General features: G+C 67.4%; 22 protein-coding genes and 1 pseudogene. 11 read left to right on the top strand and 12 right to left on the bottom strand.

What is annotated here, in order from left to right; all coding sequences use genetic code 11:
* Window positions 1-48 precede the first annotated feature (48 nt).
* Window positions 49-942 (bottom strand): DMT family transporter, encoded by an 894-nt coding sequence (locus tag CSW62_RS24625; RefSeq protein ID WP_099582096.1) that lies wholly within the window; start codon window positions 940-942, stop codon window positions 49-51.
* A 239-nt stretch (window positions 943-1,181) separates the two neighbouring features.
* Here CSW62_RS24625 and CSW62_RS24620 point away from each other — a divergent pair, with 239 nt between their 5' ends.
* The 4 genes from CSW62_RS24620 to CSW62_RS24605 all read left to right on the top strand — a co-directional run bounded on the left by CSW62_RS24620 (window position 1,182) and on the right by CSW62_RS24605 (window position 3,338).
* On the top strand, window positions 1,182-1,814 hold the full coding sequence (locus tag CSW62_RS24620; protein WP_099582095.1) for a Spy/CpxP family protein refolding chaperone: 633 nt from the start codon (window positions 1,182-1,184) through the stop codon (window positions 1,812-1,814).
* Window positions 1,815-1,921: 107 nt separating this feature from the next.
* Window positions 1,922-2,665 carry a heme ABC transporter permease CcmC gene (ccmC, locus tag CSW62_RS24615; RefSeq protein ID WP_099582094.1) on the top strand — a complete coding sequence of 248 codons (744 nt, stop codon included), beginning with the start codon at window positions 1,922-1,924 and terminating at the stop codon, window positions 2,663-2,665.
* Entirely contained in the window at window positions 2,662-2,829 is a 168-nt protein-coding gene (gene ccmD / locus CSW62_RS24610; RefSeq protein ID WP_099582093.1) for a heme exporter protein CcmD, read from the top strand. Before ccmC ends, ccmD begins: the two co-directional genes overlap by 4 nt.
* Complete coding sequence (locus CSW62_RS24605) at window positions 2,826-3,338, top strand: DsbE family thiol:disulfide interchange protein (RefSeq protein ID WP_099582092.1); 513 nt, start codon at window positions 2,826-2,828, stop codon at window positions 3,336-3,338. The genes ccmD and CSW62_RS24605 overlap by 4 nt, the downstream gene beginning before the upstream one ends.
* Window positions 3,339-3,344: 6 nt before the next feature.
* On the opposite strand, the gene CSW62_RS24600 is transcribed toward CSW62_RS24605, so the two are convergent.
* Window positions 3,345-3,728, bottom strand: coding sequence for a hypothetical protein (locus CSW62_RS24600; protein WP_099582091.1), 384 nt, complete (start codon window positions 3,726-3,728; stop codon window positions 3,345-3,347).
* Between the two features lie 132 nt (window positions 3,729-3,860).
* Between CSW62_RS24600 and CSW62_RS24595 the strand changes: the two genes are divergently transcribed.
* Complete coding sequence (locus tag CSW62_RS24595) at window positions 3,861-4,151, top strand: hypothetical protein (RefSeq protein ID WP_099582090.1); 291 nt, start codon at window positions 3,861-3,863, stop codon at window positions 4,149-4,151.
* Between the two features lie 133 nt (window positions 4,152-4,284).
* Here CSW62_RS24595 and CSW62_RS24590 read toward each other — a convergent pair whose 3' ends face one another.
* The 3 genes from CSW62_RS24590 to ftsY form a co-directional block, all read right to left on the bottom strand.
* Window positions 4,285-4,845 (bottom strand): MarR family winged helix-turn-helix transcriptional regulator, encoded by a 561-nt coding sequence (locus CSW62_RS24590; RefSeq protein WP_099582089.1) that lies wholly within the window; start codon window positions 4,843-4,845, stop codon window positions 4,285-4,287.
* A gap of 131 nt (window positions 4,846-4,976) precedes the next feature.
* Entirely contained in the window at window positions 4,977-5,588 is a 612-nt protein-coding gene (locus CSW62_RS24585; protein WP_099582088.1) for an inner membrane-spanning protein YciB, read from the bottom strand.
* Between the two features lie 3 nt (window positions 5,589-5,591).
* Window positions 5,592-6,533: a signal recognition particle-docking protein FtsY gene (ftsY, locus tag CSW62_RS24580; protein WP_099582087.1), complete on the bottom strand. Its 942-nt coding sequence runs from the start codon at window positions 6,531-6,533 to the stop codon at window positions 5,592-5,594.
* A 91-nt stretch (window positions 6,534-6,624) separates the two neighbouring features.
* On the opposite strand from ftsY, the gene CSW62_RS24575 reads away from it, so the two are divergent.
* Complete coding sequence (locus CSW62_RS24575) at window positions 6,625-7,269, top strand: trimeric intracellular cation channel family protein (protein ID WP_099582086.1); 645 nt, start codon at window positions 6,625-6,627, stop codon at window positions 7,267-7,269.
* A gap of 9 nt (window positions 7,270-7,278) precedes the next feature.
* On the opposite strand, the gene CSW62_RS24570 is transcribed toward CSW62_RS24575, so the two are convergent.
* The 5 genes from CSW62_RS24570 to dapF are packed head-to-tail and all read right to left on the bottom strand — an operon-like array spanning window position 7,279 to window position 11,199.
* On the bottom strand, window positions 7,279-7,656 hold the full coding sequence (locus CSW62_RS24570) for a type II toxin-antitoxin system HigA family antitoxin (RefSeq protein ID WP_099582085.1): 378 nt from the start codon (window positions 7,654-7,656) through the stop codon (window positions 7,279-7,281).
* Window positions 7,656-7,949, bottom strand: a complete 294-nt coding sequence (locus tag CSW62_RS24565) for a type II toxin-antitoxin system HigB family toxin (RefSeq protein WP_099582084.1) — start codon at window positions 7,947-7,949, stop codon at window positions 7,656-7,658. The genes CSW62_RS24570 and CSW62_RS24565 overlap by 1 nt, the downstream gene beginning before the upstream one ends.
* 43 nt (window positions 7,950-7,992) lie before the next feature.
* A complete protein-coding gene (locus CSW62_RS24560; RefSeq protein WP_233206772.1) occupies window positions 7,993-8,988 on the bottom strand; it encodes an endonuclease/exonuclease/phosphatase family protein in 996 nt (331 codons plus the stop codon).
* Window positions 8,989-9,008: 20 nt separating this feature from the next.
* The gene (gene mtaB, locus CSW62_RS24555) at window positions 9,009-10,340 is read right to left on the bottom strand and encodes a tRNA (N(6)-L-threonylcarbamoyladenosine(37)-C(2))-methylthiotransferase MtaB (RefSeq protein WP_099582083.1); all 1,332 of its coding nucleotides are present in this window, start codon (window positions 10,338-10,340) and stop codon (window positions 9,009-9,011) included.
* Between the two features lie 4 nt (window positions 10,341-10,344).
* Entirely contained in the window at window positions 10,345-11,199 is an 855-nt protein-coding gene (gene dapF, locus CSW62_RS24550; RefSeq protein WP_099582082.1) for a diaminopimelate epimerase, read from the bottom strand.
* A 31-nt stretch (window positions 11,200-11,230) separates the two neighbouring features.
* Here dapF and CSW62_RS24545 point away from each other — a divergent pair, with 31 nt between their 5' ends.
* The 5 genes and pseudogenes from CSW62_RS24545 to CSW62_RS27560 all read left to right on the top strand — a co-directional run.
* Complete coding sequence (locus tag CSW62_RS24545; RefSeq protein WP_099582081.1) at window positions 11,231-12,025, top strand: potassium channel family protein; 795 nt, start codon at window positions 11,231-11,233, stop codon at window positions 12,023-12,025.
* 53 nt (window positions 12,026-12,078) lie between these two features.
* Window positions 12,079-14,196 carry a prolyl oligopeptidase family protein gene (locus CSW62_RS24540; RefSeq protein WP_099582080.1) on the top strand — a complete coding sequence of 706 codons (2,118 nt, stop codon included), beginning with the start codon at window positions 12,079-12,081 and terminating at the stop codon, window positions 14,194-14,196.
* Window positions 14,197-16,353, top strand: coding sequence for a prolyl oligopeptidase family protein (locus tag CSW62_RS24535; protein ID WP_199170694.1), 2,157 nt, complete (start codon window positions 14,197-14,199; stop codon window positions 16,351-16,353).
* A 121-nt stretch (window positions 16,354-16,474) separates the two neighbouring features.
* Window positions 16,475-17,560 carry a GNAT family N-acetyltransferase gene (locus CSW62_RS24530; protein ID WP_099582452.1) on the top strand — a complete coding sequence of 362 codons (1,086 nt, stop codon included), beginning with the start codon at window positions 16,475-16,477 and terminating at the stop codon, window positions 17,558-17,560.
* Window positions 17,561-17,573: 13 nt separating this feature from the next.
* Window positions 17,574-17,659: pseudogene (locus CSW62_RS27560) on the top strand (hypothetical protein); the annotation flags it as partial.
* An 8-nt stretch (window positions 17,660-17,667) separates the two neighbouring features.
* On the opposite strand, the gene CSW62_RS24525 reads toward CSW62_RS27560, so the two are convergent.
* Entirely contained in the window at window positions 17,668-18,003 is a 336-nt protein-coding gene (locus CSW62_RS24525; RefSeq protein ID WP_099582079.1) for a DUF2218 domain-containing protein, read from the bottom strand.
* Window positions 18,004-18,014: 11 nt separating this feature from the next.
* Entirely contained in the window at window positions 18,015-18,605 is a 591-nt protein-coding gene (locus tag CSW62_RS24520) for a PadR family transcriptional regulator (RefSeq protein ID WP_199170693.1), read from the bottom strand.
* Window positions 18,606-18,764 lie beyond the last annotated feature (159 nt).

Below are 18,764 nucleotides of genomic sequence, written 5' to 3'. Positions count from 1 at the left end.
ACAAATGGGTCCCGCGAACAAGTCGCGGGATGACGAGAGATTTGAGTTTCACGCCGTCGGCGCGACCGTCGCCTGCACGTCGCCCAGGGCCGCCGCCTTCTCGCCCAGCACCACCGCCAGCGAGCCGCCGATGATCAGCAGGCCGCCGGCGAACAGGGCCACGGTCAGGTGGTCGCCGAACAGCAGCACGCCGCAGCACGCGCCGATCAGCGGCTCGATATTGATGAACACCCCGGCGCTGGCCGCACCGACGCGGGCCGCGCCGTACTGCCAGGCGGCGGTGGCCAGCAGGGTGGCCAGGACGCCCTGAGCCAGGATCGCGGCCCAGACGGGGGCGCTCAGGGTCAGTTTCGGCGGGCCGTGCATGACGAAGGCGATCGGGAGGACGGTCACGGCCGCGATGATGATCGACACCGCCGGAATGGCCATGGCGTTCGGGGCCTTGGGCGCGCGGCGCAGGGTCAGCAGCCAGGCCAGGAATAGGAACAGCGCCCCCAGCGACAGCGCCACGCCCCACGGCGAGCTGGCGCCGTCCGGCTTGCCCGCGATCAGGACCGCGCCCAGCGTCGCCGCCGCCACGCCCGCCCAAGACATCCGCGAGACCTTCTCGCCCAGCACCTTGGCGCTGACCGCGATCAGGGCCGGCATGGCGCCCACCAGCAGCGCCGCCACCGTGACGCTGACATGGGCCAGGCCCTCGAACTGGACCATGAAGGCCACGCCGTAGAGCACGCCCGCCAGCAACACGACCGGCGATTTGAACAGGGCGCGGACCTCGGGCGAGCGCAGGGCGAACGGCGCGGCGGCCAGGGCTGCGACCCCGAAGCGCAGCAGCACCATGTGGGCCGCGTCCATCTGCGTCAGGATCAGCTTGCCGGTGGGAAAGCCGAGACCCCAGCAGAGCCCCGCCAGCGCCAGGGCGACAAAAGCGATCGACTTCATGCAAGGACTCCGGGCCGGAAACACGGGCAGACCGGCGCTGACGCACGGCGGGACCGGCGTCCTCTAGATCATGGCGATCCCGGAACTGGCAGCTGACATAAAGCACGCCCGCTGGAGGGCAAGCGCGGAACCTTTTTCGGCGTTCGTCAAACATGGAACATTGTTCATGTTTTCGGACATTTTCGCGCCATATGGCGATGGCCAAGCTCTCGTCATCATACGACAGGGAGCTCACAACCATGCGTAAAACCCTTACCCGCCTGGCGCTCGCGGGCGCCGCCACCACCCTTCTGGCCGGCGCGGCCCTGGCCCAGGTTCCGCCGCCCCCGGCGCCGCCCGCCCCGCCGCCGCCGCCCGAGGCGCCCTTGCCGCCGCTTCCGCCACTGCCCCCGATGGAGATGATGATGGCCATGGGGCCGGACGCGATGTTCATGCACCAGGGCCGGCACGCCGATCCTGAAAAGCGCGCCCAGCGCCTGCGCGACATCCTGCAGCTGCGCGGCGACCAGGACGGCGCCCTGAAGGCCTATGTCGAAGCCACCACGCCCAAGATCGTCGTCGAGAAGCGCGAAGTCTCCAAGGGCGACAAGGACGGCGACAGAATGGAGCGCGCCGAACGCGCCCCGCCGACCACGCTGGAGCGCCTGGACCGCATGACCAAGGCCGCCGACGCCATGAAGAAGCGCGCCGAGGCCACCCGCGCCTTCTACACGGCCCTGACCCCGGCCCAGCAGAAGACCTTCGACATCCTGGGCATGGGCGAGGGTGAAGGCGACCAGCATGTCTTCGTCCGCCGCTTCGAGACCGGCGGCGGGCCGGCCGTGTTCAAAGGCGGCCAACGCAAGGTGATCATTGAGCGCAAGGTCGGCTGACCCCGACCGAGCACGAAGGCGCGGCGGGCCTGCAACCGTCGCGCCTTCTCCCCTTCAGTAGCGATACGACCATTGCCCGCGCTCTCGCCGCGCTCTAAGCAGCCGATATGGACGCGCGCCACACGTTCGACTTCCTGACCAATCCCGAGCGGTTCATGGCCTTCTCGCGGTGGGCCGCGCCGTGGCTCGGCGCGCTGTCGGCTCTCGCCGGGCTCGCCGGCCTGGTCATGACCTTCCTGGTCCCCGAGGACTATCAGCAGGGCGATACGGTGCGGATGATGTTCATCCACATCCCGGCCGCCTCCCTGGCCATCTTCATCTATGTCTGCCTGGGCGTGGCCAGCTTCCTGGCCTTGGTCTTCCGCCAGGCGCTCGCCGACCTCGCCGCCCAGGCCTGCGCCCCGATCGGCGCCGTCTATACCGCCCTGGCCCTGATCACCGGCTCGCTGTGGGGCAAGCCGATGTGGGGGACCTGGTGGGTGTGGGACGCGCGCCTGACCTCGGTGCTGGTGCTGCTGCTGTTCTATCTCGGCTACATGGCCCTGCGCGGGGCGCTCGAGGACGAACAGAAGGCCGCGCGCGCCGCCGCGATCCTGGCCCTGGTCGGCCTGATCAACCTGCCAATCGTCAAGTTCTCGGTCGAATGGTGGAACACCCTGCACCAGGGCTCGTCGACCTTCATGGCCAAGGACGGCGATGGCCTGCCGGCCATCTATGCCTGGCCGGCCGTGCTGATGGGCCTGGCCTATCTCGGCGCGTTCGGCGCCCTGTGGCTGGTCCGCATCCGCGCCCTGGTCTGGCGGCGCAAGGCCCGCAGCCTCTCCATGAAGCTGGCGGAGGGCGAGCGATGAGCTTCGATTTCGACGCCGGCAAGTACGCCGTCTATCTGTGGCCCGCCTTCGCCATCTCGGCGCTGGCCTTCGCCTGGATGATCAGCGACAGCCTGCTCAACGCCCGCCGCTGGAAGCGCGAGGCCCAGCGCCTGCAGGCCGAACTCGACGAGCAGGCCTCGTGAAGCGCGGGCTGGCCTTTGCGCCGCTGATCGTGCTGATCGCCCTGGCGGCCCTGTTCGCCGGCTTCGCCCTCAAGCGCGACCCCCACGTCCAGCCCCACGCCCTGGTCGGCAAGCCGATGCCGGCCTTGAGCCTGCCAGAGCTCGATAGCGGCCGCCCGGCTCCGATCCGCGCCGCGACGGACGGCCCGATCCTGGTCAACTTCTTCGCCTCATGGTGCGCCCCCTGTGAGGTCGAGCACCCGCAGCTGATGGCGCTGAAGGCCCAGGGCGTGAAGGTGGTCGGCATCGCCTACAAGGACGCCCCGGCCAACACCCAGGCCTTCCTGGGCCGCCTGGGCGACCCCTTCGCCGAACGCCTGGTCGATCGCGACGGCCGCGCGGGCCTCGAGTTTGGCGTCACCGGCGTGCCGGAGACCTATCTGGTCGGCTCGGACGGCGTGATCATCGCCAAGCACACCGGTCCTCTGACGCCCGACGCGGCCGAGGACCTGCTGAAGAAGGCGCGCTAGAGCCCGCTACTTCACGCAGGTTTTGGGCGACACGGTCTGGCGCTCCATGTCGGCGAGCATGGCCAGCGCCTCGGCCTTGGCGACCGGATGCAAGGCGCCGCGCCCTTCAGCGACCTGATAGTCACAGTCGAGAAGCTGGAACGGCGGCTTTTCATCGGTCGTGTGGCGCTCGACCAGCATCTGGCCGGCGGAGGTCCAGACCGAGCTGACGTCGGTCACCAGGATCTGGCGGTCGGGCGAACGGACCCAGGTCTCGCCCTTCCCACCGACCGTGACCTGGTAGCCGTTGGGCAGGACCTGCTTGCTCGGAATCATCGAACCGACCATCGAGGCGATGAACAGCCCGACCACGACCAGGACGATCAGGAAGATTATCTTCTGCCGGTTCACGGGGTCTCCAACCTTCAAAGTCGCGCGCGCCCAGTCACAATGAGGGTGCGCTCTCAGGTCGCGGAGCTATCGCGTTAACGCGGCGTTGACCATACTCGCCGAACCTCTGTTAACCATGTTACAGTCCGCGTCATGAGCAACGTTCGCCCGGCCGGCTGGCCGTCCGTCCCGTCGAAGCCCGCTTCCGCCACTTCTAATAGTGTAGGTGGCGCGGGTCCGGCCGCCCAGACACGCGCGGCGTTCTTCCAGCAGGCCCTGGGCGACGCGGCCCCGACCCGCCCGGCGGTCGCGCCGTCGACGGTGCAGACGCAGACCATGGCTCAGCCCCAGCAGCGCCAGGCGCCGGCCAAGCCCTTCGTGCAGCCGGACGCGCAGCCCACCAGGATCCTGCGCCCGGGCTCGCTGCTGAATATCGTCGTTTGAGAGTTTCCCTCTCCCCCTGCGGGAGAGGGTGGCCCACGAAGTGGGTCGGGTGAGGGGTCGCGCTGACCCGACACGCCCATCGACCCCTCATCCGGCCCTTCGGGCCACCTTCTCCCGCAAGGGGAGAAGGGAACTAAGCCGCCTTCTTGGCGGCCTTGTCCTTCTTGGGTTTCTTATCCTTTTTCGGCTTTTCGACCTTGGCCGCCTTGGCCTTCTTGGCCTTGGGCTCGGCTTCGGCCGGGTGCAGATCGGCGCCGGCCATGTCGGACAGGAGGTCGAGGAAGCCCTCGCGCTTGCCGGGCTTCAGCAGGGCCAGGATGCGGGCGTCGGCCATGCCGACCATCGGGCGGATGGCGTCCAGGGCCTCACGGCCGGCGTCCGTCAGGCGGACGCTGTTGGCGCGGGCGTCCTCGCTGGAGCGCTGACGCTCCAGGTGGCCCTTGGTGATCATGCGAGCGACCATGTCGGCGAGGGTCGAGCGGTCGATACCGGTGGCGCGGACCAGGGCCGTCTGGGTGACGCCCTCGTTCTCGGCGACGGCGGCCAGCACGGCGAACTGGCGCTGGGTGACGCCGGCCTCGCCGCACTCTTCGGCATAGATGTCGAGGGCCAGTTGCAGGACCCGGTGCAGCAGGTGGCTGGGCGAGCGCTCCAGGAGACCGCCAACCGTCTTTTCGCCCTTGCTCTTGGCCATGCTCGCGCCCCCGTTCCCGCAGGCCGTACTCGGCCGACGGACGAACGCTAGCATCATTACACGTCGATTTGACGACAACGGTCCGTGGACGGTGGATACCGCCCGACCCGCCTTGCTCGAAAGCAGCCTCTCTAGAAGCCTGCGTCCGGGGGCTCGGCCGCCGCCGGTTCGTCGCCCTTGGCCATGTGCTTCATCATGAACGGCGCCTGGGTGGCCACGAACACGAGCGCCAAGGGCAGGAGGCCCAGACGGAACTTCACCCAGGTGTCGGTGTCCTGGGTGTTGCGGACGATCTCGTTCAGCAGGGCGACGACGCCGAAATAGCCGCCATAGCGCAGGGTCAGGGTGCGCCAGGCCGCGTCGGACAGGTGCAGGGCCTCGCCCATGATCAGCTTCAGCGGCTGGCGGCCGCTGAAGACGCCGCCGAACAGGAAGCCGGCCAGGGCCAGGTTGATCACCGTGACCTTGATCTTCACGAAGACGTCGGAATGGAAGATCAGGCCAAGCGCGCCGAAAATCAGCGCCATGCCGCCGAAAAACAGCGGCAGCAGGGCCAGGCGCCGCTCGACCGCGAAGCCGATGGCCAAGGCCGCGGCCGAGGCGGCGACCAGCACCCAGGTGGCCTTCTGAAAATCCTTGGTGACGAAATAGGCGACGCCGAAGGCGATGGCCGCGCCGTAGTCGACGACCGTCCGGACCCAGCCGTTGCTCTTCTTCGGAGACTCTGCGGACGCTTCGCTCACGGATCAGTCCTTCAGGCCGACGAGGGAGCGCGAGAAGGCGCGGGCGTCGAACGGTTGCAGGTCTTCGACACCCTCGCCGACGCCGATCAGCTTGATCGGGCTGTCGGAGGCGCGGGCCACCGGCACCAGCACCCCGCCGCGCGCGGTGCCGTCCAGCTTGGTCATGACAATTCCGGACACGCCGACCTGGTTGCCGAAGATCTTCTCCTGGGCCAGGGCGTTGCGGCCAACCGTGGCGTCCAGCACCAGCAGGGTCTCGTGCGGATAGTCCGGATCCACCTTCTTCACCACACGGATGACCTTGAGCAGTTCGTCCATCAGGCCCTGCTTGTTCTGCAGGCGGCCGGCGGTATCGATCAGCACGACGTCATAGTGTTCGGCCTTGGCGCGCTCGACGGCCTCATAGGCCAGGGCGGCGGCGTCGGAGCCGGTGGGCTTGGACATGAAGTCCGCCCCCGCCCGGTCGGCCCAGACCTTCAGCTGCTCGACGGCGGCGGCGCGGAAGGTGTCGCCGGCGGCGATCAGGACGCGGGCGCCCTTTTCGGTCAGGTCGGCGGCGATCTTGCCCAGGGTCGTGGTCTTGCCCGAGCCGTTGACGCCGATGAACAGCACCACATAGGGGCGCGGACCGGCCAGCGGGTCGAAACTGCCCTGCCGGTCGCCCAGCTCGGCGGCGATCAGCTCGGCCAGGGCTTCCTTGACCTCGTCGTCGCTGGACGACTTGCCAAAGCGCGCCTTGCCGAAGGCTTCGGTGATGCGGGCGGCGATCTGCGGGCCAAGATCGGCCTCGATCAGCATCTCCTCCAGCGCGTCCAGCTGTTCCTGGTCCAGGGGCTTCTTGGTGAAGACCCCCGTGACCTGGTCGGTCATCGCTTGCGAAGACCGGGTCAGGCCTGACGTGAGGCGCTGGAACCAGCCTTTTTTCTGCTCGGGCTTATCGCTCATCCGCGCTCCTTTAGGCGAACGGGCGAAAGTGTAAATCGGATATTACCGGCGCAGGGTTAGCGTGGTCGCGAGACGCATGCGATGTACGGGCATGGACGTGCACCTTGACCCGCTTGGAACCGCCCTTTTCTGGCTCGACTATGCCGCCGTGGCCGTTTTCGGGGCAACGGGCGCCCTCGCGGCCGCTCGACGCAAGCATGACATCATCACCTTCGGATTCTTCGCCGCGATCACCGGCGTCGGCGGCGGGACGCTGCGCGACCTGCTGATCGGGGCGCCGGTCTTCTGGGTGCAGCGACCGGGCTACATCATCGCCTGCCTGGCGGCGGCCACCGTGGTGTGGCTGCTGGGCAAGCGCGGCTGGCGGTTCCGCGCCTTGCTCTGGCTCGACGCCCTGGGCATGGCCGCCTATGCCGTGGTCGGCACCGCCAAGGCGCTCAGCCTGGGCGTCCACCCGTTCAGCGCCGTGGTCATGGGCGTGCTGACCACCGCCTTCGGCGGCGTGATCCGCGACGTGCTGGCCGAGGAGCCGAACCTGCTGCTGCGCCGGGAGATCTACATCACCGCCGCCTTGCTGGGGGCCAGCGTGTTCGCGGTGCTGCAGCTGCTGGGCGCGCCGTTCTGGCCGGCGGGCATCGCGGGATTCGCAGCGGCGTTCGGCCTGCGGGCCTGCGCAATCAAGTTTGGCTGGAGCCTGCCGGGCTTTATCGGGGAAGACGAAACGTTGGACGTTTAGGCTCCGGGCTCACGCGGCATCGACTTCATGGATCAGGACTTGAACCGGAATGTTCCAGGCCTTCGAAAGCAGTCGGATCTGGGACAAGGTCGGGCCCCGATGCCCCCTCAGGATCTCCGACGCCCGGGACCTTGACCCCAGAAGCTCGGCCAGGTCCGATTGACCCAGACCTTGGCGGTCCATGGCGAAGCGGATCGCCTCGGCTGGACCACCCTCCGGCATGGGAAAATGCTCTTCCTCATACTTGGCCAACAGCAGGCCCAGCAGCTCGAAGCGATCGGCGCCGTCGCTGCCCACCTCGGGCTCATTGTCGAAAAAGGCTTCGAACTCCGCCATGGCCGCCATGTAACCGGCCTCGTCGCGAATGATCCTGATATCAGTCGCCATCACACTGTCTCCGGATCGATCTTGTCATAGTCGGCGTGCGTGCCGACGAACTTCACCAGCACCTGCTTGAAGACGTAGGAAACGCGTACAACCAAACGATAGTTGTTGCCGCCAATGTCGAAGATAACGCGATTGTCACCGACGAAATCGACGCTTCGAAAGTCGTTCTTGATGTCTTGCGGCGTAAGCCACTCGGCCGCTCTTGCATGATCGTACCAAGCGATCAGCGGCCCCTTGGCGTTTGGATGTGCCGCCCAGAACGCTTGCAAGACTCTCTTGGTGACGACGTTCACGAGGCACAGGTAGCATGTTCCCAAATAAGGAACAAGCCTCAGCCTACCCTCTGGGCGTCAGGGTGAACGTTACCTTGTAGCCGTCGTGGTCCGACAGCACCGGCTCGTCGGCGCCGTCGAATGTGGCCTCCACCGCCACCGGCCTGATCTTGACCGCGTCACCCTCGAGGAAGCCGATCAGATCCTGCGTGCCCAACCACGGAGCGTCGCCGTCGTACGAGATCTGGGTGGCGCAGGCCTTGGGCCGCTGGTGACACCAGCGGCTGACCACCTCAAACGGGTATTCGCTCATCACGTAGTCGAACCGGTCGGCCGAGTGCATGACGTTGAAATCACCGCCGACGATCAGCGGCGCGCCTGGCGTGCGGTCGGCCTGCATGAACTGCTTCAGCTCGTCGACCTGCAGATGGTGGGCCTGGGTGGCGCGGCTGCGCGGCACGCCCGAGGCGCCCCGGGAATTGAGATGGGTGTTGGCGATCTCGACCGGAACCGGCAGGCCCGGCACTTGGATGGAGGCCAGCATCACCCCCTTGTTGGCCAGGCAGTCCAGGCCGGCGCAATAGCGATAGGCGTGAGAGCTGACTTCCTCGATCGGATAGTTGCTGAGCACCCAGAGCCCGCTGGAGCCCCACTTGCCCAGGCCTTCGCCCTTCTGGCGGTACTTCACGCGCCGGAAGTCGGGCCGCTTGTCCGCCGGCACGACATTGCCGTCGCGCTGGCCCTTGCGCGGACCCCGGGCGACATAGGGATAGCCGCTCTCGTCGACCATCGCCCAGACGGTGTCGCGAAAGCCTTCCTGGATCAGGACCACGTCGGGCTCGACACCCTTGGCGCGCATCGCGGCCAGCTCATGGCCGATCCGCTTCAGGGCTCCGCCGCGATGCCGACGCACCGGCCAGGGCAGGCCCTCGATATTGTAGGTCATGACGCTCAGCGTCACGGCGCTTGGCGCAACGGCGTTGGACGCCGCAGACTGGCCCTGGACAGACGGGGTGTCATAGGCGCGCGCCGGCGACGCCGAGATCAGGGCTAAAGCCACTAGCGCCCAGGCTGTCCGGATCAGTTTGCACGCTCCGCTATGACGTGGGCCCCGTCATGGCCGGTGACCGTGAAGGTTACAATCTCGCCCAGCGGTGCTTCCCCCGTGAAGCGGATCTCGGTGAAGTCGTCGGCGCGGGCGACGCCGTCGCGCTCGACCAGACCCGGCAGGGTGCGGCCGACCTGACGCTGCAGGTGGCGCTCCAGGCCGCGTTGGCCGGCTTCACGCAGGCGCCGGGCCCGCTCCTTGATCAGCGGCCCCTTCACCGGCGGCATGCGCGCGGCCGGGGTGCCCGGACGGGCGCTGTAGGGGAAGACGTGCAGGAAGGCCAGGCCCGCCTCCTCGACCAGGTTCAGCGTGTTCTGGAACGCCTCTTCGGTCTCGGTGGGGAAGCCGGCGATCAGGTCGGCGCCGAAGGCGGTGTCGGGACGCACGCGGCGCACCTCGGCGACCAGTTTCAGCGCGTCCTCGCGGCTGTGGCGACGCTTCATGCGCTTGAGGATCAGGTTGTCGCCGGCCTGCAAGGACAGGTGCAGATAGGGCATCAGGCGCGGCTCGGTCTCGAGCAGCTTGAACAGGTCGGGATCGATCTCGGCCGCGTCGATCGACGACAGGCGCAGGCGGGGCAGGTCGGGAACCATGCGCAGGATGCGGCCGACCAGCTGGCCCAGGGTCGGCGCGCCCGGAAGGTCAGTCCCCCACGAGGTGACGTCGACGCCGGTCAGCACGACCTCGCGATAGCCTTCGGCGGCCAGCTTGCGGACCTGCTCGACGACCTCGCCGGCCGGGGCCGAGCGCGAGTTTCCCCGGCCGTAGGGAATGATGCAGAAGGTGCAGCGGTGGTCGCAGCCGTTCTGGACCTCGACATAGGCCCGGGCGCGGTCCTTCAGGCCGTCGATCAGGTGACCGGCGGTCTCCTTGATGGACATGATGTCGTTGACCCGAACGCGGGTCGAAGTGTCCGTCAGCGCGCCGGGCGCGGCCTTCTCGGCATTGCCCAGCACGAGGTCGACCTCGGGCATGGCGGCGAAGGCGGCCGGATCGACCTGAGCGGCGCAGCCGGTGACGATGATCCTGGCGCCCGGCCGCTCGCGGCGCGCCTTGCGGATCGCCTGGCGGGCCTGGCGCACCGCCTCGTTGGTCACGGCGCAGGTGTTGAACACCACCGCGTCCGACAGACCGTCGGCGGCGGCGCGGGCCCTCATGGCCTCGCTCTCATAGGCGTTCAGGCGGCAGCCGAAGGTGACCACGTCGACGCCGTCGGGCCCGGACATCGTCGTCGCCGGACCGCCCTCTTCTCCCGCTTCGGGCTTGGGCTTCGGCGTCGCCTTGATGACGGTGTAGGTGGTCATGACCTCAGGCCGCGACCGTCTCCGGCAGCTTGCCGGCATAGTCCATGGTTATGGGGCCGGTCATGATCACGTGGCCGTCGCTCTCGCGCCATTCGATGATCAGCGAGCCGGTCTCGAATTCGACGCGGGCCTTGCGGTCGGTCAGGCCGCGACGCACGGCGGCGACCTGGGCGGCGCAGGCGCCGGTGCCGCAGGCGGCGGTCAGGCCCGCTCCGCGCTCCCAGACCTTCAGCTGGATGTGATCCCGGGCCGCGACGTGCGCGAAGCCGACATTGACGCCCTCGGGAAACAGCGGGTGGTGCTCGACCAGGCTGCCCGCGCCTTTGGCGAAGGCGTCGGTGACCGGGGCGTCGACGAAGAACACCACGTGCGGATTGCCCATCGAGACGCAGACCGGCGTGTGGACCAGCGGCGCGTCGATCGGACCGACCTGCAGCTCGACCCGCTCGGTGTTCATTTCCTCCGACAGCGGGATCTGGGTCCAGTCGAGACCGGGCTGGCCCATATCGACCGTGACCAGCTTGTCGCCGGCTGCGACACCCGAGAGGCGGCCCGCGACCGTGTCGAAGGCCACGGCGTCCTTGCCGGCGGACTGCATCAGCAGCCACGCCACGCAGCGGGTGCCGTTACCGCAGGCCCCGGTCTCCTCGCCGTCGGCATTCCAGAACCGCACATAGGCCGAGGCGCCCGGCGCCTTGGGCGGATCGATGGCGATCACCTGGTCGCAGCCAATCCCGCCGTCTCCTCGTTTGGCGATCGCGCGGATCGCCTCGGGGGTCGGTTCAAAGGTCTGGGTCTGGGTCTCGATGACGACGAAGTCGTTGCCCAGCCCGTTCATCTTCAGGAAGGTGCGGCTCATAGCCGGGCTATATAGTGGAAAGCCGAGCGAAATGCACCGCGACGAACAGGACCAGGGCGGCCTTCGCCTGCGCGCCCGACTGCGGGCCCTCTATCACGGCGCCTCTCCGGCGTCGGTGCGGTTCCGCTATGCGATCATCCTGATCGACCTGGCGATCATCGCCTTCTTCATCGCCGCCCCGCTGATGCAGCGGCATGGCCTGACCTTCTACCTGATCGACTATGGGGTGGCGGCCTTCCTGGTGCTGGACCTTGTCGCGCGCGCCATCGCCCACGGAGACATCAGGTCCTGGCTGAAGAAGCCGATCAGCTGGCTGGACCTTTTCGTGCTGGCCACCCTGCTGTTCCCGGCCTGGCTGTTCAACTTCGGCTTCCTGCGGGTGCTGCGCCTGTGGACCCTGATCCACAGCGAGTTCTTCTGGCGCACGGTCGGACGGCGCTATGACGACACGCGGGTCGAGGACATCACCCGGGCGGCCAGCTCGCTGGCGACCTTCGTCTTCGTGGTCACCGGCTTTGTCTATTCTAGCTTCGCCGGCCGCCACGAAGGCATCGGCGGCTATGTCGACGCCCTCTATTTCACAGTCACCAGCCTGACGACCACCGGCTATGGCGACGTCACCCTTCCAGGGGTTTGGGGCAAGCTGCTGTCGATGGCGGTGATGCTGGGCGGGGTGTCGCTGTTCATCGGCCTGATCCAGTCGATCCTGCGGCCGCACAAGGTCATCTATCAGTGCCACGCCTGCGGCCTGCGCCGGCACGATCCGGACGCCGTCCACTGCAAGGCCTGTGGCGTCCTGCTGAACATTCCGGACGACGGGGCGTGATCGGCCCAGCCTGGCTCTGGCGCGGGGAAAATTTTCCGATACCGTCCCCCGCCATGACCCTGCTCCGCACCTGTTCCGCCGTGGCCCTGGCCGCCATGCTCGCCACTTCTGCCTACGCGCAGGACGCTGATCCGCACCTGGCGCTGGAGGCGGTGGAGAGCCCCGACTCCCTGGCCTGGGTGAAGACCCAGAACGACAAGACCCTGCCGGTCCTGTCTGGCGACAAGCGGTTCGCCGGCCTGCAGGCGCAGGCGCTGAAGATCCTGTCGACCAAGGACCGCATCGCCATGCCGAACTTCATCGGCGAGACGGTGTTCAACTTCTGGCAGGACGAGACCCACGTGCGCGGCGTCTGGCGGCGCACCAGCCTGGAGTCGTACAAGACCGCCACCCCGCAGTGGGAGACGGTGCTCGACCTGGACGCCCTGGCCAAGGCCGAGGGCAAGAACTGGATCTGGAAGGGCGCCGACTGCCGCCCCAAGACCCACGACCGCTGCCTGGTGAACCTGTCGAACGGCGGCAAGGACGCCGTGACGGTCCGCGAGTTCGACCTGACCACCAAGAGCTTCGTCGACCCTGGCGCGGGCGGCTTCGTGCTGCCCGAGAGCAAGCAGTCGATCGAGTGGCTGGACCCCGACACCCTGATCCTGACCCGCAACTGGGGCGAGGGCACGACCACCAAGAGCGGCTATGGCTTCGTGATCAAGACGCTGAAGCGCGGCCAGGCGCTGGACCAGGCGGTCGAGGTCTATCGCGGCCAGGCGTCCGACGTCTCGGCCCGTCCCAACGTGCTGCGCGACGCGTCTGGCAATCGGGTCGTGCTGCTGACCCGCGCCACCGACTTCTTCCACGACGAGACCTATCTGTGGGACGGCAAGGAGACCAAGCGCCTGCCGATCCCGGAAAAGGTCGGGGTGCGCGGCCTGCTGAATGGCAAGCTGGTGATCAAGATCGAGGAGCCGTGGAGCTGGGGCTCGGCCCGCCAGTTCAAGGCCGGTTCGGTCGTGGCGGCCTCGCCGAGCACGCTGCTGTCGCCGGACGCCGTCGACAAGGCCGACCCCGTCCTGCTGCTCGCCCCGGAAGACCGGCAGTCGATCGACCAGATCGCCGTCACCGACCACCGGGTCGTCGTCGCCCTCTATGACAATGTCCGTGGGCGGGTCCTCACGCTCGAGGATCGCGGACAGGCCGGGATCAAGGCCACCGCCCTGCCCGTCATCGACAACGCCGCCGTCTCGCTCGGCTCGCATTCCGACGAAGGGGACGATGTCTTCTACACCGTCGAGGGCTTCCTCAATCCGACCCAGCTGAAGCTGGCCGACGCCACCGGGACCACCGCCCAGACGGTCAAGGCCCTGCCCGCCCAGTTCGAGACCAAGGACCTGATGGTCGAGCAGAAGTCGGCGACGTCCAAGGACGGCACGGCGATCCCCTACTTCCTGGTCCACAAGCAGGGCTGGAAGCTGGACGGCCAGAACCCGACCCTGCTGCACGCCTACGGCGGCTTCAATCTCTCGAAGCTGCCGGTCTACGACCCGCTGATCGGCAAGCTGTGGCTGGAACGCGGCGGCGCCTATGCGGTGGCCAATATCCGGGGTGGCGGCGAGTTCGGCCCCGGCTGGCACGAGGCGGCGCTGAAGGCCAACCGCCAGCGCGCCTATGACGACTATTTCGCCGTCGCCGAAAAGATGATCGCCGACAAGGCGACCACGCCGCGCCACCTGGGCGCCTATGGCCGCTCGAACGGCGGCCTGCTGATGGGCGTGGCCCTGACCGAGCGTCCGGACCTGTGGAACGCGGTGGTGGTGGAAAGCCCCCTGCTCGACATGATCCGTTACACCTACCTGCCTGCCGGGGCCTCGTGGATCGGCGAGTATGGCGACCCGGCCATCCCGGCCGAACGCGCCTGGATCGAGAAGTACAGCCCGTACCAGAACCTGAAGGCGGGCGTGAAATACCCGCTGGCCTACATCACCACCTCGACCAAGGACGACCGCGTCCACCCTGGCCACGCCCGCAAGTTCGCGGCCAGGATGGACGATCTGGGGGTCGACCACCTCTATTTCGAGAACACCGACGGCGGCCACGCCAACGGCGCCGACCCCAAGGCGAACGCCAAGCGCTGGGCGCTGCACTACACCTACCTGTCGCGCCAGCTGATGGATCACTAAGTGCGTAAGCTCCTGACCCTTCTCCTCGCCTCCACGAGCCTGATGACCTTTACCCCCGCGACCGCCGCCGAAACCAATAATGGGGCCGACAAGCCCAAGGCCGCCGAAGAGGCCCGCACCCCGCTCACCGAGCTGGGCAAGAACGATCCCTATCTCTGGATGGAGGAGATCGAGGGCGCGCGCGCCATGGACTGGGCCAAGGCCCAGAACGCCAAGACGCTGCCGGTGCTGCAGGGCGACAAGCGCTATGCGGACCTGGAGGCCAAGGCCCTGGCGATCCTGAACGCCAAGGACCGCGCGCCCGGCGTCTCGTTCGCCGGCGACGGATCGTTGCGCAACTTCTGGCAGGACGCCGACCACGTGCGGGGCGTGTGGCGCAAGACCAGCCTGGAGAGCTACCGCACGGCCGATCCGGCCTGGGAGACGATCCTCGACATCGACGCCTTGTCCAAGGCCGAGGGCGCCAACTGGGTGTTCAAGGGCGCGTCCTGCCTGCCGCCCGAGGACACGCGGTGCCTGGTCACCCTGTCGAACGGCGGCAAGGACGCCGTGACGGTTCGCGAGTTCGACACGACCACCAAGACCTTCGTCTCCAACGGCTTCGTGCTGCCCGAGGGCAAGCAGAACTACACCTGGCTGGACAAGGACACCCTGCTGGTCGGGCGCGAGTGGAAGCCGGGCGAGCTGACCAAGTCCGGCTATGCCTATGTGCTGAAGAGCCTGAAGCGCGGCCAGAGCCTGGACCAGGCGGTGGAGCTGTTCCGAGGGACGGAGACCGACGTCTCGGTCAATCCGTTCGTGCTGCGCGACCCCGACGGCAAGGTCGTGGCCGTGATGGCTGGCCGGGGCGTCACTTTCTTTGAAGCCGAGACCTACCTGCTCGAGGGCGACAAGCCCGTGAAGCTCGATCTGCCCCTGAAGAGCTCAATCCAGGGCTATGTCGCCGGCCAGATGGTCGTGCTGATGGAGCAGGACTGGAAGGGCTTCAAGACCGGCGACCTGATCAGCTTCGACCTGGCCAAGCTAAAGGCCGCGCCGGATCAGGCTGTCGCCACCCTGGTCCTGCGGCCGACCGCCCGTCAGTCCGTGGAGCAGGTGACCACCACCCGCACCAAGCTGGTTGTTGGCCTGCTGGACAACGTCAAGGGCGCGGCCCGGGTGCTGACCCACGGCCCGAAGGGCTGGACGTCCCAGGCCCTGGACCTGCCGGCCAACAGCGCCATCGGCCTGGGCTCTACCGCCGAGACGGACGAGCGCCTGTTCGTCACGGTCACCGGCTACCTGGCCCCTACCACCTACTGGCTGGCCGACGCCGGCTCGCTGAAGCTGGAACAGGTCAAGGCCTCGCCCGCCCGCTTCGACGCCTCGACCCACGTGGTCGAGCAGTTCGAGGCGACCAGCACCGACGGGACCAGGATTCCCTACTTCGTCGTGCGGCCCAAAGGCATCAAGTACGACGGCCAGGCGCCCACCCTGCTCTACGCCTATGGCGGCTTCCAGGTGCCGATGACCCCGGGCTATTCGGGCGTGATGGGCAAGCTGTGGCTTGAGCGCGGCGGCACTTACGTCGTGGCCAACATCCGGGGCGGCGGCGAGTTTGGCCCGGCCTGGCACGAGGCGGGGCTCAAGGCCAACCGCCAGAAGGTCTATGACGACTTCTTCGCTGTGTCGCAGGACCTGATCACCCGCAAGATCACCTCGCCGCGTCGCCTGGGCATCATGGGCGGCAGCAACGGCGGCCTGCTGATGGGCGTGGCCCTGACCCAGCGACCTGAGCTGTACAACGCCATCGTCGTGCAGGTGCCGCTGTTCGACATGATCCGCTACAGCCAGATCGGGGCCGGCGCTTCGTGGGTGGGCGAGTATGGCGACCCGGCCATACCGTCCGAACGGGCGGTGATCGCCAAGTACGACCCCTACTCCAACCTCAAGGCCGGCCAGAAATATCCCGAGGTGTTCATCGAGACCTCGACCAAGGACGACCGTGTCCACCCGGCCCACGCCCGCAAGGCGGCGGCCAAGCTGGAAGAGCTGGGCTATCCGGTGCTCTATTACGAAAACATCGACGGCGGCCACGCGGCTAGCGCCAACCTGGCCGAGACCGCGCGCCGCCAGGCGCTGGAATATGTCTATCTGTCGAAAAAGCTGATCGACTGATCCCGATCCGCTCATCCCGCGACGCGGGGGTGAGCGGATTCCGCGGAACGCCGTATCGTCAACTCTACTGAAAGTTATCGGCGCCAGGATGCGCTCCGACAAAGCTGTCGGAACCATCCCCGTGTCCATCCAAGTCGTCAAAGCTCAGGACCTCTCGCCCGCCGACATCGCACGGTGGGAAGAACTGCGCCGGGGCCAGAGCCGGCTGGATTCGCCGTTTCTGTCGCCGCAATGGACCTTGGCCGTCGCCAAGGCCCAGGGCGACAAGGGCCACGAGGTCAAGGTCGCCATCCGGCGCGGCCCGGAGGGCGAGGCCATCGGCTTCCTGCCCGCCCGGGTCCGTCAGGACGTGGCCATGCCCGTCGGCGCGCCGATGTGCGATTATCAGGCCCTGATCACCGCGCCCGGCGTGACCATGGATCCGCGCGACCTGCTGGCCGCCCTGGGCGCGGACCGCATCGACTTCTGCCACATGATGGCCGACGACGTGACCCTGGCCCGCCACGCCCGTGGCCAGGCCGACAGCTGGGTTGTCGAAACGCCAGATGGCTACGAGGCCTACGCCGCCGAGCGCAAGGCCGCCGGCGTCGGGGTGTTGAAGGACATCGAGAAGAAGCGCCGCAAGGCCGAGCGCGAGGTGGGCCCGTGCCGCTTCACCGCCATGTCGGAAAGCCGCGCGGCCTTCGACCAGCTATTGGCGTGGAAGCGCGTGCAGCTGCTGCTGACCCACCAGACCGACCTGTTCAAGACGCCCTGGGTCAACAAGCTGCTCGACGAACTCTTCGCGATGCGCGGCCCAACCTTCGGCGGCGGGCTCTACACCCTGCACCTGGGCGAGCGCCTGGCCGCCGTACACCTGCACCTGCGCGGCGAGCACACGATCCACGGCTGGCTGATCGCCCACAATCCGGACCTGGAGCGCTATTCGCCAGGCCTGATGCTGTTCCAGGATATCCTGAAGAGCATGGACGGGACGCCCTATACCCGCCTCGACCTGGGCACGGGCGACTACCGCTTCAAGCGCGAGCTCTCCAACGCCCAGCAGAAGGTGGTGTTCGGCTTCCTCGGTTCGCCCTCGGTGCCGACCCTGGTGCGCCACGCGGTCTACGGCGTCCGCCAGATGGCCGAGGCCCTGCCTTTGGGTCGGATCTCCGAGATTCCCGGCAAGGCCATGCGCCGCATGGACCTGCTGCGCGGGCTGCACTAGCGGGTCCGCGAACCTCGTCCTTCGACAAGCTCAGGATGAGGTTCACTACCAACAGGCTTTTATTCTGATCCTCACCCTGAGCTTGTCGAAGGGCGAGGATCACCCACTTAGTGGACCGCGTTGATCCGCATGGCCCTCGGATCGACCACGCCGGCCGCCCACGCGCGGGTCCAGCCGTACTTCAACTCGCCTTCGCGAAAGGCGAAGCGGTCCAGGTGCTTGGCCACCACGTCTTCCAGGCGGGCCAGGCCGTCCAGGTCGGCGGCCTCGACGGTGATGTCGAGACCGTCCGGATGGGCGACCATCCGGCAGGTTCCCAGCGGCAGCGGGAACAAGGCCGAGGTCTCGTCGTAGGTGACCTCGAACTTTTGGGCCCAGTGCTTGGCAAGCTGGGTCATGTAGCGGGCCGCCTTGTCGGTGGCGACCCGGGCATGGCTTTCCATGGCCGCCCTCCCTAGATGGCTTCGATGACCGCTGCGGCGTCATCCATGGCCTTGGCGATGGCCGCGATCTGCTCGGCCGTCAGCTGGCCGCCGTGCAGCTTGAGCCGCAGCGCGGTCTTCAGGTTCTCGCGGGCCCGCAGGATCTGCGGCGAGAAGGCGGCGCTGGCGGAAGCGGCCTCGGCCATGCGCTGGAACAACGAACGGACCGGGGCGTCGTTGCTGACCAGGAACGCCTCGCCCTCGGGCGTGATCGTATAGAGCTTCTTGCCGCCGCCGGCGTCGCTGGCGGTGACGTAGCCCAGTTCCTCCAGCAGGGTCAGGGTCGGATAGACCACGCCCGGGCTAGGGGTATAGGCCCCGCCGGCGGCGGTCTCGATCGCCTTGATCAGCTCGTAGCCGTGGCTGGGCTTCTCGGCGATCAGCTTGAGGACCACGAAGCGCAGGTCGCCGTGGTCGAAGAACCGGCCCATGCGACCGCCGCGGCCACGCGGGCCCCCATGATGACCGTCGTGACCGCCGTGGAATCCGAAGGGATGACGGCCGTGATGCTCGTCGGCCTGACCGCGCCAGTGACCGCGGTGATGATGATGTCGTCCAAACATGTGTGTTTTAGATCCTGTTTCGTTATATCGAAACGATAGATATATCGGATTGCGACCGGGTCAAGAGCTATTTTCGATATATCTAATTGTGTCGGAAAATTGTGAGCGACAACAGGGCGCCCTTTTGCAGCCGGGCCGTTCAAGTCAGGGCGATTTGAA

Origin of the sequence: Caulobacter sp. FWC2 (assembly GCF_002742625.1) — a bacterium.
In the GTDB taxonomy this organism is placed as follows: Bacteria; Pseudomonadota; Alphaproteobacteria; order Caulobacterales; family Caulobacteraceae; genus Caulobacter.
This window is presented reverse-complemented; position numbering and strand designations above follow the sequence as displayed.